At 70.2% G+C, this 16,682-nt stretch carries 11 protein-coding genes and 1 tRNA gene; 5 read left to right on the plus strand and 7 right to left on the minus strand.

From position 1 onward, the window contains the following. Position 1 precedes the first annotated feature (1 nt). Positions 2-78, minus strand: a tRNA-Thr gene (locus QSK32_RS41655). A gap of 139 nt (positions 79-217) precedes the next feature. On the opposite strand from QSK32_RS41655, the gene QSK32_RS41660 reads away from it, so the two are divergent. Continuing rightward, the gene (locus tag QSK32_RS41660) at positions 218-1,303 is read left to right on the plus strand and encodes an ABC transporter ATP-binding protein (RefSeq protein ID WP_045744516.1); all 1,086 of its coding nucleotides are present in this window, start codon (positions 218-220) and stop codon (positions 1,301-1,303) included. 59 nt (positions 1,304-1,362) lie between these two features. On the opposite strand, the gene QSK32_RS41665 is transcribed toward QSK32_RS41660, so the two are convergent. Then, a complete protein-coding gene (locus QSK32_RS41665) occupies positions 1,363-2,949 on the minus strand; it encodes a PQQ-binding-like beta-propeller repeat protein (protein ID WP_285475071.1) in 1,587 nt (528 codons plus the stop codon). A 135-nt stretch (positions 2,950-3,084) separates the two neighbouring features. On the opposite strand from QSK32_RS41665, the gene QSK32_RS41670 reads away from it, so the two are divergent. Next, positions 3,085-3,516 (plus strand): GNAT family N-acetyltransferase, encoded by a 432-nt coding sequence (locus QSK32_RS41670; protein WP_285475072.1) that lies wholly within the window; start codon positions 3,085-3,087, stop codon positions 3,514-3,516. Positions 3,517-3,608: 92 nt separating this feature from the next. Here QSK32_RS41670 and QSK32_RS41675 read toward each other — a convergent pair whose 3' ends face one another. After that, positions 3,609-5,069 (minus strand): hypothetical protein, encoded by a 1,461-nt coding sequence (locus QSK32_RS41675; protein ID WP_285475073.1) that lies wholly within the window; start codon positions 5,067-5,069, stop codon positions 3,609-3,611. Between the two features lie 123 nt (positions 5,070-5,192). Between QSK32_RS41675 and QSK32_RS41680 the strand changes: the two genes are divergently transcribed. Next, positions 5,193-6,938 (plus strand): NAD-binding protein, encoded by a 1,746-nt coding sequence (locus QSK32_RS41680; protein ID WP_285475074.1) that lies wholly within the window; start codon positions 5,193-5,195, stop codon positions 6,936-6,938. A gap of 34 nt (positions 6,939-6,972) precedes the next feature. On the opposite strand, the gene QSK32_RS41685 is transcribed toward QSK32_RS41680, so the two are convergent. Continuing rightward, positions 6,973-8,202: a DUF4032 domain-containing protein gene (locus QSK32_RS41685; RefSeq protein ID WP_045744511.1), complete on the minus strand. Its 1,230-nt coding sequence runs from the start codon at positions 8,200-8,202 to the stop codon at positions 6,973-6,975. Positions 8,203-8,292: 90 nt separating this feature from the next. On the opposite strand from QSK32_RS41685, the gene QSK32_RS41690 reads away from it, so the two are divergent. Together QSK32_RS41690 and QSK32_RS41695 are read left to right on the plus strand one after the other, a co-directional pair. After that, on the plus strand, positions 8,293-9,753 hold the full coding sequence (locus QSK32_RS41690; RefSeq protein WP_285475075.1) for a trypsin-like serine peptidase: 1,461 nt from the start codon (positions 8,293-8,295) through the stop codon (positions 9,751-9,753). 10 nt (positions 9,754-9,763) lie between these two features. Beyond that, complete coding sequence (locus QSK32_RS41695) at positions 9,764-10,504, plus strand: phosphatase PAP2 family protein (RefSeq protein WP_285475076.1); 741 nt, start codon at positions 9,764-9,766, stop codon at positions 10,502-10,504. 13 nt (positions 10,505-10,517) lie between these two features. On the opposite strand, the gene QSK32_RS41700 is transcribed toward QSK32_RS41695, so the two are convergent. From QSK32_RS41700 to QSK32_RS41710, 3 genes are read right to left on the minus strand one after another with little or no spacing between them, the layout of a single operon-like run. Beyond that, the gene (locus QSK32_RS41700; protein WP_285475077.1) at positions 10,518-10,907 is read right to left on the minus strand and encodes a TY-Chap domain-containing protein; all 390 of its coding nucleotides are present in this window, start codon (positions 10,905-10,907) and stop codon (positions 10,518-10,520) included. Next, a complete protein-coding gene (locus tag QSK32_RS41705) occupies positions 10,904-11,392 on the minus strand; it encodes a DUF6301 family protein (protein WP_285475078.1) in 489 nt (162 codons plus the stop codon). The genes QSK32_RS41700 and QSK32_RS41705 overlap by 4 nt, the downstream gene beginning before the upstream one ends. A gap of 51 nt (positions 11,393-11,443) precedes the next feature. Beyond that, the gene (locus tag QSK32_RS41710; RefSeq protein ID WP_285475079.1) at positions 11,444-16,477 is read right to left on the minus strand and encodes a polymorphic toxin-type HINT domain-containing protein; all 5,034 of its coding nucleotides are present in this window, start codon (positions 16,475-16,477) and stop codon (positions 11,444-11,446) included. Positions 16,478-16,682 lie beyond the last annotated feature (205 nt).

The raw sequence follows: 16,682 nt of genomic DNA on the forward strand, positions 1-16,682 counted from the left end.
GTGGAGCCCCCGGTCGGGATCGAACCGACGACCTCCCGTTTACAAGACGGGTGCTCTGGCCAGCTGAGCTACAGGGGCGGGTCGGAAGTCAGCATAACGTCCCGAGATGCCGTCACCATCTTGGCAGGTGGGTCAAAACGAAATACGGTGGCGGGGCTGTTCCTTCTACTCGGATCGTCCGGCACGTTCCTGCCGGTGGAAAGGAAGTCGATACACCATGGCTACCGTCACTTACGAGAAGGCGTCCCGGATCTACCCGGGCACCGAGCGTCCCGCGGTCAACGAGCTCAACCTCGAGATCAGCGACGGCGAGTTCCTCGTCCTGGTCGGCCCGTCCGGTTGTGGCAAGTCCACCAGCCTGCGCATGCTCGCCGGCCTGGAGGATGTCGACCGCGGCCGCATCCTGATCAACGACAAGGACGTGACGCACCTCCCGCCGAAGTCCCGTGACATCGCGATGGTGTTCCAGAACTACGCTCTCTACCCGCACATGACGGTGTACGAGAACATGGCCTTCGCCCTGAAGCTGCGCAAGACCCCGAAGGCCGACATCGACAAGGCCGTCAAGGAGGCCGCCGCCCTGCTTCAGCTGGAGGAATATCTCTCCCGCAAGCCGAAGGCGCTCTCCGGTGGTCAGCGTCAGCGTGTCGCCATGGGCCGCGCGATCGTCCGTAAGCCGCAGGTCTTCCTCATGGACGAGCCGCTGTCGAACCTCGACGCCAAGCTCCGCGTCCAGACCCGTTCGCAGATCGCGTCCCTGCAGGCCAAGCTGGGCGTCACCACGGTCTACGTGACCCACGACCAGGTCGAGGCCATGACCATGGGTCACCGGGTGGCGGTCATGCTGGACGGCGTGCTGCAGCAGGTGGACACCCCGCGGGCACTCTACGACACCCCCGGCAACGTCTTCGTCGCCGGCTTCATGGGCTCCCCGGCCATGAACATCAAGACCGTTCCGCTGACCGAGACGGGCGGCAAGTTCGGTTCGCTCACCATCCCGCTGACCCGCGAGCAGGTCGAGGCGGCGAAGAGCGGCGACGGCAAGGTCACCATCGGGTTCCGTCCCGAGGCGGCCTCCGTGGTCAGCGAGTCGCCCGACGCGCTGCCGATCGTCGTCGACCTGGTCGAGGACCTCGGCTCGGACGCCAACGTCTACGGTCACGCCGACCTGGACGGCACCCAGGAGCGTTTCACGGTGCGGACCGAGCGCAGCAACATGCCGAACATGGGCGAGACGGTCTACATCAAGCCGCAGCCGACCGCGCTGCACGTGTTCAACGCCGGCACCGGCATCCGGATCTGACGCCGGACACTGAGAACGGCCGGTCCCTTCGGGGGCCGGCCGTTCTCGTATGACGGGGACTATTCGGAGAACCGGTAGAGGACGAAGTTCTCCTTGCCCACACAGGCCAGGGCGTAGGTGTTCCACGAGCAGGTGTCCGGCCGGACGCCCAGGGCCTGGCCCAGTTCGACCGGCTCGCCGCCGAGCGGGACTCCGGCCACCGAGCGGTCCTCCGCGTACCCGGTGGTCAGATCGTCCGAGAAGCGCAGCAGATTGCCGTCGTTGAGGCGGACCGTGACGCCGGGCTGATCGCTCCACACGGCTTTGCCGTCCGCGCCGATGAGCGTGGTGGTCGTGGTGGTGACCGCCGCGACCGCGTCGCCGACCGGCACCAGCGAGGTGACGTCGGGGACCGGGAGCCGCCACTTCTCGCCGAGACCGGTCACGTCCAGTGCCACCACTTCGGCTTTCTTCCGGTCGTACCCCGGCGTCTCCACGAAGCAGAGCAGCTCGCCGCACGGGGTCAGCTTGCCGAGGTCGGCGCCGGACTGTTGCGAGGTGTAGAGCGCCACCGGCTCCGCCGTGTTGATCTTCGCCAGGTCGTAGGACCAGATCCGCCGGGAACTGCCGCTCTCCGGGACGAAGAGCCGGCCGTCGTGCGCGACCATGCCGGAGCCGGTCGCGGCGATCTCGTCCCGCTCGGCGGTGGTGCCGAGCTCGCGCATGTCCCGGACCATCACCGCGCCGCGTGAGGTGACCTGCACGAACGGGTTGTCGTCCGCCAGGGCCGGGTTGATCGCGGTGCCGGTCGCGTCGGCCGGGCCGGTCAGATCCGCCGGCGTGGTCGGCACGACGATGGTCGAACCGATGGTGTTCCTGGTGACCTGAACCGTCCCGCCGGTGCCGGAATCCAGGCTGTACAGCAGCTTTCCGCCGTCGGCGACGACGAAGACGACACCGGTTCCCAGGTGGATGCTGTCCGCGGCGGCCAGACCGTCCCGGTGCCAGACGGAGGCGCCGCCGGACTCGTCGAGCAGCTCCATCCGGGTCTCCGTGCTGCCACTGCCGATCCCGGCGACGAGCAGCGGACCGGCCTCGGTCGCGATCAGCCTGTCCCAGCGAGCCGCGGAGAGGGTGGTGTTCCCGTGCCAGAGCTCCTCGCCGCTCGCCGTGTCGACAGCGGTCACCGCGGCCACCCCGTTCGCGGCCGCACTGACGTAGTAGGCCCGGTCGCCGATCACCGTCGCGTCCGAGAACGCCGAGGTCAGCGCGATGCCGGGGGTGAAGACGGACGGCTCGCCCAGGCGGTGGAAGTCGATCGAACTGCTCGGCCAGAGGACCACCGCGGCGGTCACCCCGAGTGCGACGGCGGCGGCGCCTGCCGTGCTCCAAAGACCGATTCTGTACGCTCGGCGCGACCGTCCACCGGTCTTCCCCGCGGGGTCGCCCACCCCTGGCGCCGGTGTGCCCGCCGAGGGGCCGCTGACCTGGTACGGCAGGTGACCGCCGGCCGCGACGGCCGCCGCCTCCGCCTCGGCCCACGGGTCGACGGGCCGTGCGTACTGCACGTCGGCGACGGTGGGTTCGGAGAACGACGGGTCGATCCGGGTCGGGTCCGGTGGTGAGCCCGGCTCTTGCCTGGTCTCGTCGTGGCCCTGTGCCGCCATCACGCTGCCCTTCCGCCGCTCGTACCGCCGCCACGCTACCGACCGGCGTGCGGTTGATCAGTCCACCGACCGGCCGTGACAGTGTCCAGCGATCGAGTGCTTCGTCACGCCGTCCGGCCTGGTTAACGTTGACGGATGCGGATCGAGCGAGCCACCGCGGTGGCCGAGGTGCAGCGTGCCGCCGACCTCTTCGACGCGCCGCCGCTCGAGGCGGCGACCCGTCGTTTCCTGTCCGAGCCCACCCACCATCTGCTGCTGGCGTACGACGACGCGGACCGCGCGGTCGGCATGATCAGCGGGGTGGAGACCACACATCCGGACAAGGGCACCGAGATGCTGGTGTACGAGCTCGGGGTGGCGCCGGTGGCGCGGTTGCAGGGCATCGGCGCGGCGCTGGTCGAGGCGCTGGCGGAGCTGGCCCGGCGCAACGGCTGTTACGGCATGTGGGTGGCGACGGAGACCGACAACAAGGCGGCGCTGGCGACCTACCGGCGGGCCGGGGCGCTCGAGGAGATGACGTTCACCCTGCTCAGCTGGGATCTGGTCGAGGATCCCGGCCGCGCCTGAAGCCGGCACGGCGGGACTGGCGGACGACAGCGCGGGAGCGCGCGCCGATGGACGTACGGCACGCGCTCCCGCGGGTTCTGCGACTGCTCGAACTACTTGGTCGAGGGGACGCCCTCGGCCGGCTCCTCGAACAGGCGCGGGTCGGCCTTGACCGGGTCCTCAGTGCCCGCGTCGGCCGTGGCCTGCTTCGAGGTCACGGACGGCGTGGCGGACGGGGTCACGGTCGCGGTGGCGGTCGGCGCCATCGTGCCGGTGGTCGCCGGGGCGGTGGTCGCCGGGGTGGCGGCCGACGCGCTCGGTGCCGCGCTCGGCGACTGGGTGGCGTTGTGCTTCTTCTTGTCGTGCTTGTCCTTCTGGACCGGCTCGTCGGTGTCGTCGTCGACCGGCGTACCGCCGGCCGGCATGCCCAGGGCGGTGCCGACCCGCTTCTGCACGTTGTTGCTCACCGGGACGACCCCGCCGAGACCACCGAGCAGCGGGCCCTCGTCGTCGACCGAGGCGCTCTCGGTGAGGTGCCCGCAGCCGCAGTTCTTGCCACCCTGGTGGCCGTAGCCGCCGGCCTGGTGGCCGTAGCCACCACCCTGCTGGTGGCCGCCGCCGAGGCCCGGGAAGCCCGGGATGCCGGCCGGGCCGAGACCGCCGGCCATCGGCAGCCCGGTCAGCGAGCCGAGGCCGCCGCCGTGCGCCAGGTTGTGCCCGGCGTTGGCGAACTGCTGGCCCAGGTTGCCGTGGGCCACGTTGTGCCCGGAGTTCGCGAGACCCTGGCCCAGGCCGCCCAGGCCGTAGTCCCCGCCACCGTTGGAGACGGTGGTGTGGGTGTAGGTGTAGGTCCGCTTCTGGTTGCCGTTGCCCAGGCCGTAGGCACCGTAGTTCCCGTGGGCGAGGTTGTGGGCCAGGCCGGGGAGCGAGGTGCCGTTGCCCGCGCCGTAGTTCCCGTGAGCCAGGTTGTGGGCCAGGCCGGGGAGGGCGATGCTGTTGCCCGAACCCGCGAGGGCGTTCAGGGGCAGGGTGCCGAAGGGCAGGCTGCCGATCGGCAGGTTCCCGACGGGCAGGTTCCCGGTCGGCAGGTTGCCGGCCGGGGTGTTGCTGTCGTTGCCGTACCCGTGCTTGTTCGGGCGGTTCGGCTTGGTTCCGCTGAGCACGTCGGCGTCGGCCACCGCCGGCTTCTTGTTCGGCTTGGCGTACGGCTTCTCGCCGCCACGCTGGTCGTCGAGGTCCATCGGGGCCTCGTCGTCGACGAGGACGTCGTCGTCCATGGCGCCGGCGTCGATGACGTCGTCGCCGTAGCCGCCGGCGCCCATCACGGCGTCGGGCTCGTCGCCGTGATGCAGTTCGATGAGCGACTGACCGCTGAGCGGGTCGGCCGCCATGGGGGTGGAAAGCTGCCAGTCACTGGTCGCCGCGTACGGGTGGGCGAGGCCGTGCAGAGCGCTCTGCAGGGGATCACGGGCCGCTCCGGCGCCGCCGACCACGTCTGCCTGGGCGGGCGTAGCCGCTCCGAACAGGAGGAACATCCCGCCGGCGACAGCTCCGGCACACCACAACTTACGCACTGAGTCTTCTCCTGACCACATCGGACAACGGGTTGGTGTATTTGCTACCAACTCGGACGAAAGGTTCGGATGGGGCAACGAGCGGCCCCGCGAGAGGGTTCCGGCTGACTACGATCTGCAAACGTGAGCGCCACATCCGTATCCGGGCAGCCCGACCACCATTCGTCCGATGAGGACAGACGGCGGCATCTGGTGCTCTGTGGAGCGGATGCGCTGGTCTACACCCTTGCCGAGGAGCTGGCGAATTCACGGCACGGAATCCGGATCACCGTCATCACGCCGCTCCGGTTGCGTTCTGACGTCCCAAATCTCTCCACACTTCGCGACCGCGGTGTCGAGTTGCGCACCGCCGACCGGCTGGACGAGACGACTTTCCGGGACGCCGGGCTCGACGGGGCCACGGCGCTCGCGCTGATCATGCCGGACGACATGGTCAACCTGCATGCCGCGCTCTGCGCCCGCGAGGTCGAGGCCGAACTGCGGGTTGTGGTGCGGATGTTCAACACCGGCCTGGGCCGCAGCGTGGCCCGGCTCTTCCCCGGCTGCACGGTGCTCTCCGACGCCGAGATGGCCGCACCCGCCTTCGTCGCCGCCGCGCTGGGCGAGGTCGCACCCACCCACTTCCGCCGGTCCAACCGCACCTTCTACCTCGCCGAACGCACGGACGTCCCGGACCGCCGGGTGATGCTGACCCTGGCCACCATCGCCGACGACGGGGAGATCGGCGTGCTCCCGGCCGAACCCGGCCCCGAGGGGACCCGCTCCACCGATCTGGTCCTCGCCGAAGCCGTCGGCGGACCACCCGGCGAGGACGTCACCCGGCGGCTGCTCGTCCGGGCCGGCCGCCGGCGGCGACCCCTGCGGGCCGTGGCACGCGCGATCAACGCGGCCCTGAGCCGCAAGCTCGGCCTCGCCGTGCTGATCACCCTGGCCACCACACTGCTGGCCGGTGCGGTGCTGAACAAGTTCGACGACAGCCCGCACGGCGTCTGGGAGTCGATCTACATCACCCTGCTGACCGCGGTCGGGTCGTCCGATGTGGAGGTCGGGCGCAACGCGATCGCGCAGGCCGCACAACTGGTCCTCACCATCGCCGGCCTGGCCCTGCTCCCACTGATCACCGCGGCGGTCGTGGACGGCATGGTCAACGCCCGGCTCGCCCTCGCCGAGGGCCGGGTCCCCCGCGACCTGAGCGACCACATCGTGCTGGTCGGCCTCGGCAACGTCGGCACCCAGGTGCTACGCCAACTGCACGACCTCGGCGTCCGGGTGGTGGCGATCGACCAGGACCCGAACGCCCGCGGCATCGAATCGGCCCGCAGACGGGGAATCCCGGTGGTCGTCGGCGACGCGTCCGTCGAGGAGACCCTGCGGGCCGCCTCGGTCGACACCTGCCAGGCGCTGGTCGTGCTCTCCACCAACGACCCGGTCAACCTGCAGGCCGCGCTGCGCGCCCGGGACGCCCGTCAGGACCTGCGCGTGGTGCTGCGGCTCTTCGACGACGACTTCGCCAAGCGGGTCGAGTCGACGTTCCAGATCGACACGTCCCGCAGCGTCTCCCGGATCTGCGCACCGGTGTTCGCCGCCGCCCTGCTGGAACGGCACGTGCACGCCACCATCCCGGTCGGGCGGCACACCGTCATGGTCGCCACCCTGGAGGTCGCCGCCGGGTCCCCCCTGGACGGTGCACCGCTGTCCCAGGCCGAACAGGACGGGGCGTCCCGGGTGATCGCGCTGTCCGCGGTCGGCCAGGAGTGGATGGACTGGGTGCCGGATCGCCGCCGGGTGCTGGCCGCCGGCGACCGGATCCTGGTGGCGGCCCGCCGCGGCGGGCTGCACGCGCTGTCCGAGATGACAGCGCAGGACTAGACACGTTCCGCGGTCCGGGTGCGAACCCCGTCCGTCAGATCAGCTCGGCTTCGACGGTGCTCAGCGCGTCCGCGTCCACACCGAGGACGGCCTGCTCGTCGGGCATGTTGACGAGCACCTCGGAGAGGTAGGACTGGACCGCCGGGGCCATGCCGACGTCCCGGCCGGCCTCCTCGGACAGCAGCCACTTGTGCTGGATGATCTGCGAGAAGATCTCCTGCGGTTCCAGCTTGCGGCGCAGGTTCACCGGCACCGCGCGTACCACCGGCTCGAAGACCTCGGTCAGCCAGCGGTGCGCGGCCTGCTGCTCGTCGGTCAGGTGACTCTCCGCGCGGTACGCGTCCAGATCGTTGAGCAGTGCCCGGGCCTGGTTCTCCTCGGCGTCCAAGCCGGTCAGGCGCATCAGGCGGCGGGTGTGGTAGCCGGCGTCGACGACCTTCGGGCGCACCCGGTAGCCACCGTCCACGGTGGACATCGACACCTCGGCGATGTCGAAACCCATCTCGTTGAGGCGGCGGATCCGGCGCTCGATGTGGTGCCGCGCGTCCTTCGCCACCTCCTGCTCGTAAGTCACCTCGTGCCACAGACGCTCGTAGCGCGCGACGATGTCGTCGACCACCGTCTCCGGGTCGATCGACTCGTGCAGCAGCTCGGCGGCCTGCAGGTCCAGGCACTCCCCGAAGATGTTCAGCCGCAGGATCTCGATGTCCTCGCTGCGCTGGCCCTCGGACAGTTTCGGATAGAGGTTGCCGGTCTCGGCGTCCACCAGATAGGCCGCGAAGGCGCCCGCGTCCCGGCGGAACAGCGTGTTGGAGAGCGAGCAGTCACCCCAGGAGAAACCGGTCAGGTGCATCCGCACGATCAGCGCGGCGAGCGCGTCGAGCAGGCGGTTCATGGTGTCCGGCCGCAGCACACGGGAGAACAGTGCCCGGTACGGCAGGGAGAACTGGAGGTGCCTGGTGACCAGCACGGTCTCCAGCGGCTCGCCTTCGGGGGTCCGCCGGTCGGTGGCGATGGCGACCGCCTGCACGGCCGGGAAGTCGATCCGCTCCAGCGCGCGGAGCAGGTCGTACTCCTTCTCGGCGATCCGTTCCCGGGTCTCCTTCATCGCATAGACCGTGTCGTTCAGCTTGACGAAACGCACGATGTGCCGCGAGATGCCCTGCGGCAGGGCGACCAGATGGTCGGCCGGCCACTCCTCGAGCGGAATGTGCCAGGGCAGATCCAGCAGCGCGGGGTCGATGAGGGCGGAGGTGATGCGCACCGCCCAAGTGTGCCCGTTCGTTCGGCGCGTCGCGTCCGTACGTGGCTCGTTACACAGGTGCGAAACGGCCGACGACGTAACGGGAGTGGCATGCGACGCAGGACTGGCATCGTCATCGGAGCATGCGCCGCCCTGGCGCTGGCCGCAACGGCCGGCGCGGTGGCGTCCGGGTCGGCGGGGGAACAGCCGGCCGGGGTCTGGCACGAGGCGAGTGCTGTGGAGCGTACCCCCGTGTCGGCGCGGGGGAAGGCGACTGCCGCGCCCAGCGGGAAACCGGATCGTGCGGCCCGGCCGGAGACGACCGCCCCGGCCGGAACCGACCCGTCCGTGCCGGGGAGGTCGGCGGGTCGGGAGTCGGCGGGTCGGGAGTCGGCGGGTCGGGGGTCGGCGACCGGGAAGCCTGCGGATGAGAAGGCGACGGCGGGCGCCGGGACGCCGCGGAAGGGTCAGGACGCGCGGCTCGAGTCGGCGGCCACCAGCCGGCAGCGGGTCGGCGAGCTGCTGCGGGTGGAGAAGCTGCTCGGCTACCTCGCCGGGCCGCAGACCGAGACGTTCCGCTACCCCGGCGCCTCCTACGTGAAGGTGCACTTCGACCGGATGGCGATGGCGCCCGGCGACCACGTGACCGTGTCGAACCCGGAGAAGACCGAGTCCTACCGCTACGACGCGCCGGCCGCGGTCGACACCGGCGGCGCCGACCGCTGGGCCATGTCGATCACCGGCGACACGGCGGTCGTCGAGGTGCACCGGGCGGCCGACCCGCTCGGCCTCGGCGCGGCGCTGGGCAGCCTCGGCGTCCACGTCGACCGGGTGGCCCGCGGGTACACCCGCACCGAGCAGCGTCGTGAGAAGGCGGGCCGGGCCGGGCCGGGGCGCGAGGAGTCGGTCTGCGGCGTGGACTCGTCGACCGACGCGGTCTGCTACCGCTCGGCGGATCCGGTGGCGTACACGAAGTCGAAGGCCATCGCCCGGCTGCTGATCAACGGCACCGAGCTGTGCACCGGCTGGCGGGTCGGCGCCAAGAACCGCATGATCACCAACAACCACTGCCTGACCTCGTCGGAGGAGGCCTACGACACCGAGGTCTGGTTCAACTACCAGTGCGCGACGTGCGGCGGCTACGACGTGTTCAAGCCGACCAAGGTGTGGGGCGACAAGGTGCTCGCCACCGACAAGGTGCTCGACTTCACGCTCTTCTCGGTGGACGGCTTCGCGTCGGTGGAGAAGTTCGGGTACCTGACGCTCGACACCGTGCGCCCGGTCAAGGGGCAGGAGCTCTACGTGCCGCAGCACCCGGCGGGCGAGCCGACCCGGATCGCCGGGGGCCAGGGGGACAAGGCGGGCAACTGCGCGGTGGAGGATCCGGCCTACACCGGGTACGCGGCCCAGTCGGACGTCTCCTACTACTGCGACACCGCGGGCGGTTCGTCGGGTTCGCCGGTCCTGTCCCGCGCCACCAACAGGGTGGTGGCGCTGCACCACTTCGGCGGATGCCCCAACTCGGGCGTACGCGGCGACCTGCTCGCCGCCAAGTTGCGCACCTACCTCTAGTTTTGGAGGGGTGACCTCGCCCCGCACTCTGAGCTGGTGGCCCGACGCACTGGCCGCGGGTGCCCTCGTCTGGCTGACCGCGGCCCTCGCCACCGGCCTCCTGCTCGACCTGGACGTGGCGGTGGCCGACTGGGTGTTCGCCCACCAGCCGCCGGTCGTCTACTGGACCGCCCGCACCTTCAACTATCTGGGCCAGGGCCTCACGGTGGTGACGCCGATCGCGGCGATCCTCACCTTCTTCCTGGTCCGCCGGACCCGGTCGGTGCGGGCGATGCTGCCGCTGATCGTCACGTTCGTGCTGACCTACGTGACGATCGGCCCGATCAAGCTGGTCTTCGACCGGGCCGCACCGCGTTTCACCGGGCCGGACCGGGCCGAACTCTTCAACCCGGCGGCGATCGGCGATCTGGGGATGAGCTACCCGTCCGGGCACATGGGCAACGTGATGACCTGGTACGCGATCATCGCCCTGCTGACCGCCGCGCTCCTCGGCCGGCGCCTGCACCCGTGGGAGTGGGTGACGATCCGGGTCGCCCCCGTGGTGATCGTCTTCTGGACCACGGTCTACCTGGGTTTCCACTGGGTGACCGACTCGGTGGCCGGGCTGCTGCTGGGCCTGGTGCTGGCCCGCGTCCTGCAACGCATCCCCTGGGAGCGGCTGCCACTGCCGGCGTTCCTGCACCGCTGGGACCGCCCGGCCGGCCTGAACGCCGACAGGCCCGGCCACGAATCGGCCGAGCCTGTCGTCTAGCGATCGAATCCGGTCAGGACTGGAACGAACGGTGCCCGATGTCGGACACCTCGGTGACGCCGTAGACGTCCCGCAGCGTCGACACCATCAACTCGGCGATCCGGGCCGCGTCCCGGCTGTGCAGCGGCCACTTCGGGACCTCCAGCCACCAGTTCAGCCGGGACGGCCGTTCCGGGGGCTGCCAGCCCTTCGCCGCCAACTCCCGCTCCTGCTCCGGGCCGAGACGCCCGTCCGGCGGCAGGAACTCGTTGGAGACCGCGTCCAGCGCGAGACCGCCCGCCAGCTGCACGAGTTCCGTGTACCGGTTGCCGGGCGCCTCGACGATGACGACCTCGCCGGTCGCCAACCGCGGAAGACGGTCGGCGACCTGCCCGGTCAGTTCCGCCCACGAGGAGGCACTCACGACAGCGCCTCGGTGACCCGGTCCCAGTCGTCCTGGAACCGGTTGCTCGCCCAGGTCACCGTCACGGTCGATTCGAGGAGCGTGATCAGGACGGTGCTGTCGTCGAACCGCCAGCGCACCGTCGGCGGTTCGTCCTGCTGCCGGGCCGTCGGCTCGCCCAGGACGGTGGCGCTGTCGTCCACCGCGTCGGCGAAGACGTCCCGGAGGAAGCTGTCCCGTTCCGGCCCCTCGTCCCAGATCGGCTGCGTGATGCGCAGCTTGAGATCGTCGACCTGACCGTCCCGGAACGCCATCCGGAGCCGGTCACCGGGCACGCCCAGTCCGGCATCGGCGAAGGCGCCGTTGTCGTACGACTCGAGCAGTGTCCAGCCCATCGTCCGGCACAGCTCCTCGACGCCGTCCGGCTGCCAGGACCAGCGCACGTCCCTCATCTGTGTCACCGCTGATCGCAGCACGTCGGAACCGATCCGGGCCCAGGTCGTCACGCGTCTCTCCTCACGGGATGCCTTTCGCATCCTTTCACGGTCATCGGGTGGCTACGGAGTTCCGGCGATGGAGATGACTCCCCGGCCGAGGCCGGTCAGGGAGAAGTCGAGTTCGTACTCCACCGTCGTCACCAGGCCCGTGGGTGACGTCTTGACCTGCAGATAGATGATCTGTTTCGGATCGTTTCCGTCGAGGACCCGCTGGAACTTCCCACGCAGTACCGCGTCCTTGGCGAGCAGCGGTCCGAGCTTGTTGTCGTACTGGAGCATGTGCCGCAGGTACGCGGTGCTCATCTGCTGCGCCCGGATGTACGGGCCGGTCAGGTCCTTCGGGTTCCGGACCAGCCGGCTGCCGAGGTTGCTGCCGGCGCCCTTCTCCTCGATCACGATGATCCGGCCGCCGTTGCTCTCGTCGAACAGGACCCGGTCGAGGTTGCCGGACGTCCCGGGTGCGTCATCGGCCGGCGTGATCTTCTTCGCGGTCGGGAACTCGGTCCGGGCGACGTAGTCACCGCCCGCGGTGCCGAGGTCCTGACTGGCGTCCCGGAGATCGACGGTCAGCTCGTTGTAGGTCTTCCCCTTCTCGCCCAGGTCGAGGAGTTCCTTGCCGGTGAGATACGGTTCGGCCTTCTCCAGGAGGTTGGCCATCCTCTTCGGGCTCATCGAGGCCTCGTTGACGATGATGCCCTTCGGGGACAACTTGGTCGCGATGGGACCGAGGATCTTGTCCCAGATGTCCTTACGCGGATCGAAGACGTTCTTACGGCCCTCGACACCGATCTTGACCCCGGCATCGCTTGCCGCGTTGGTCGTCGTCGACTTGCCGGGAACAGCGGTCACGTCGATCTTCGTGGGACCGCTCGAGATGAACTCGCCGGACGCGGTGTCGTGCAGCTTGCCGTTCACATCCCGCCACGTACCGATCGGGTCACCGACGAAGTGCGTGTTGGCGTCGCTGCCGACCCGCAGCGGCTCGCCGCTCGGAGACGTCGGAGAGAACTCCGCGGGGGCCAGGTCGTTCTCGCCGTACCGCGGAATGTCGGGGTCGTTGATGCAGTCCTCGTTGTGCACGAGGACCGGCGTCCGGCCGGCCAGCACGTAGTACGTGTGCACGTCCGCCACGGTCAGGTCGAACATGTCCCGGGAGCCCCAGTGCCGGTGCACCCCGGCCACCGTGGCCTCGCCGTCGTGGGCGAGCAGCGCGTCCCCGGCGTCCAGGGCCGCCGCGTCGTCCCAGTGCTGGTCGGTGACGTTCCAGAACGGGTGGTCGGACGTGGTGCGCACGATCGCGCGGCTGCCGTCCGCCGCGGTGACGGTGACGTCGGCGAACCGCTCGTCGAGGTTCCGGTGCAGTGCGGTGACCGGCCGCGCCGAGGTCCGCCCGGTGAGCGGGTCGGTGGCGAGCACCTGGTCGCCGAGCCGGATGGACGCGATCCCCTTGGTCGACCCGTCGGCCATCAGCACCGGCGTCTCGGGGGTGAAGCTGCGGCCCTTGGTGCAGGCCTTCAGCAGGCCTTCCAGCAGGTCGGTGAGGTTGATGTCGATGTTGTCGAGCCCGCGGATGGCGGCCTCGACGGCGGAGAAGCCCTGGCTGTCGACGACGGCCTTGAGCGCCTTGAGTTCCGGCGTGGTGAACTTGAGCCGGTCCGGCAGGTCGACGTCCAGGTCGAGCAGCTTGGCCACGTTGATCGCGCCGAGGTCCTTCAGCGCCGCATCCATCGCGTCGGCACCGAACTTCTTGATGCCGGCCATCAGGTCGCCGTTGAGGAGCTTCTTGAGGCCGTCGGTGAGGGTGCTCTCCAGCACCCGGATGCCCCCGGCCACCTTGCTCACCTTGGGGATGACCAGGCTGGCGATGTCGTACGTCCACAGTCCGAGGAACTTGGCGTACTCGCCGTTCTGCCACTCCTCCAGGTGGATGAGCGAGCCCGGGTCCTGGATCAGGCCCTTGACGCCCTCCACGAGCATGTCGCAGGCCTCTTCGGAGTCCGGCGTGTTGCCCGGGCTGTTCCCGCCGGGGCCGAACGCGCACAGACCGGACAGCCAGATGCCGCCGGCGGACTCCACCGCGCCCTCGTTGATGGCCTTCAGGTACTCCCGTACCTTCGGGTCGTCGAACTTGCCGTCGATGAACTTGCTGAAGCTGTCGCGCCAGCTCTGCATCCACGCGGTCTGACGGGCCTGTTTCTCCGCCTTGGACAGCTCGGCGACCTGGTCGACCGCGCCGGTCAGGTTGTTGGCCAGGTTGGTCATCTCGACGGCGACGAGTTTCATCGCGTCGGCGACCTTCTTGGCGGCGGCGGCCGCGGTGGTGACCTTCTTGGTGATGGTGCTGACGTTGTCGGCGGCCTTCTCCGCGGTGTTCGCGAAGCTGCGGGCCGAGTTGGCGGCCTGCCGGGCCACCGCCGCGTCGTGACCGGCCTCGGTGGCGACCCGGTCGGCCCCGGCCGCGTACGCCGCCGCCTTCTTGGCCGCTGCGGCGGCGTCCTTGGCGGCGGTGACGGCGCCCTTCGCCTCGGCCGCGGCACCGATCGCCGCGTCGATGGCCACCTTGGAGGCGCGGATCGCCCGTTCGGCTTCCTCAGCGGCCTTCTTGGCCGCCTCGTACGCCGGTTTGACCTGGTCCTGCGCCTTGAGCGCCATCTCCGCGGCGTGCACCGCGGCGGCTTCGGCGTCGACAGCGTGCTGTTCGGCCTGAGTGCTCTGCTCGGTGCTGATCAGCAGGGCGCTGTGCGCGATGTCGATCGCCATGGCGGCGTCGTTGTCGGTCTCCGCGTAGTAGGACGCGATGTCGAGGGCCACCGCTACCGGTTCGGCGAGGGCCAGGGCGGACACCCGGGCGTTGACCGCGTTGCGGCCGGCCACCCGGCTCTGGAACGACGCGATGCCCGCCTCGTTCACCGCGGCGTCCGCCGCCGACTGGGTCAGTTCGGCGTTCGCCTTGGCGGCCACCGCCTGGTTGACGGCGGCGCGTGCGGTGTTGACCGCCTGCCGGGCGTACTCGTTGGCCTTCTGCGCGTCGGCGATGGCCTTGTTGGCCGCGTTCGCCGCGCTCTGCGCCTCCCGCTTGGCGCCGGCCGCCGCGGCTGCGGCGGCGTCGGCCTCGGCACGGGCGGCAGCGGCCGCGGCCGCTGCCCGCTGTGCCGCCACCGCTGCGGCGTCGGCTGCCGCGGCGGCGGTGTTCGCCGCACCTCGCGCGGCGGTCTCGGCGGCGCGGAGGCCCGGCAACTGCGCGTCGATGATCCGGACCTGCTCGGCCGCCTTGTCGCCCTCGGCGGTGCCCGCCTTGGCGATCGCGTCCGCCGCGTGCGCGGCCCGGCTCAGTTCCTTGGTGTTCCGTTCGTTGATGTACTTGTTGGCCTCGACGGCCTTGTTCCGGGCGTCCGAGGCGAGACCCTCGAAGCGCTTGGCCGAGGCGTTCAGCTCGTCGCCGGCCGCCTGCGCCTTGAGGCCCTTCTCCGAGGCGATCTCCTGCTGGGCGACCGCCTTCTGTGCCGCTGACAGCGCGATCGTCTGCTGGACCACGGCGATCGACATCTGCTGCCGGGCGATGTTGCGCTGCACGACGGCCGCGTTGTAGTGGTCCTCGGCCTGCTGGGCCTTGGCCCATGCGTCCTGGGCGTCCTGCTCGGCGCGCAGCCGCTGCTTGCGGGCGTCGGCCTCGGCGGCCTTCGCCGCGGCGGCCAGCTTCTCCGCCTGGTCGGCCAGCTTCGTCGCGGTGGCCTGGTTCCTCTCGGCGGCCTCCCGGTACTTGACCGCGTTCTTCATCTCGATGGTCGCGTTGCGGTCGGCGTCGAGTGTCTTGCCGGCCGCTTCGGTGGCCTTGGTGGCGCTGCAGACGGTGTCCGCGGCCAGCTTCGCCGCGGTGGCCGCCTCGCTCTGCGCCATGAGCACTTCGGCCCAGTCGACGCCGTTCGACAGCCCGGTCGCCATCAGCACCCGTGCGGCGGTGTCCGCGACACCCGCGTGCGCGGCGACCTGGTCGGCGTTGCGGGCGGTGACGACCGCCTCGGCGCACGCGTCGGCGCTCAGCCGGGTCAGGTCGGCGGTGTGGGTCTGCCCGCCCGCCTTACGGATCGGCAGGTCGGCGGCGTAGATCGCGTCGGCCTGCTTGGCGTACCTGTTGGTCAGCAGCATCGAGTTGGCCGTGATGGTCAGCGACTGGGTCGCGGCCACGCTCGACTCGATGATCGTCGTGCGGGCGGTCGCCGCCCGGGTGGCCCGGTTCGCCAGGTCGATGAGGTCCTTGAGCGACTGGGACCGCGCCGCGAGGGCCGCCTCGATCTGGGTCTGTGCGGCGGCGTCCCGAGCGGATGCCGCCTTGTAGCCGGTGTTGTAGAACTCGGCGATGGTCGCCGGGTCCTCGCTGTCCAGCGCCATCTGGCCGGCGCTGGACACTTCGTAGCCGCCGGCGGCGACGATCTGCACGACCCGCGCCTTGATCAGCTTGGCCTGCTCGGCGGCGTTCAGCTCGTCCTGTTTGTCGGCCGCGACCGCGGCCTCCTTGCCGATCGCCACGAAGTCGGCGATCTTCAGGTCGTTGTTGGTGGCCAGCACCGCCGCCGCGCGCTCGCGCAGGATCGGCCCGCCGGTCTCCGCCCAGCCGGCCACCAGAACCCGGTTGGCCGCCGCGATCTGCTTCTTACGCTCGTCGGCCACGGCCCGGTAGATCGGCAGTGCCTTGTCGAGGAACGCGATGAACTCGTCCGGATCCTCGGTCAGCAGCACCGCCGCCGCGGCCGCCCGCACTTCCGGGTCCTCGTCGTAGTCGGCGAGATCCTGGATCAGCATCCGGTTCAGTTCGAACTCGTCGATCGGGCCCTGGGCGAGCAGGCGCTGTTCACTCTGCTGCGCGGCGACCCGTTCCATCTCGATGGCCTCGGCCAGGGTCAGCGACCGGGCCGCCACCGGCAGGCGTTCCGCCGCCGCGGCGGGCACCGACACCGCCTGCGGCAGCAACGTCACCGCGGCGAGGCCGGTGGCCAGGGCGAGCAATCGTCGGGATGGGACTTTGCGACGTGTACGCCGTGCGTACAGGTGGTCGCGGAACATGGAACCCCCGTAGAGCTGATCGATGAAGCGCACGAGGACGTCGGTATACGTGTGCGGCTGCTGTAGGGGCCGCGACAACGGACCTCGGCCGCAAACCTTCGTCGATCGACTGACATGCGCGGCCGGCGCGATTCATGGATCCCCCGAACGCCCTGGAGATCGACGCCGTGCGAGCCTTCCGCCCCGTCGCTTCAATGAAAAGGATTGATGCTGTCGCATATTTAAGCAGTAATCGGAT

It is taken from the genome of Actinoplanes sp. NBRC 101535 (assembly GCF_030269225.1).
In the GTDB taxonomy this organism is placed as follows: Bacteria; Actinomycetota; Actinomycetes; order Mycobacteriales; family Micromonosporaceae; genus Actinoplanes; species Actinoplanes rectilineatus.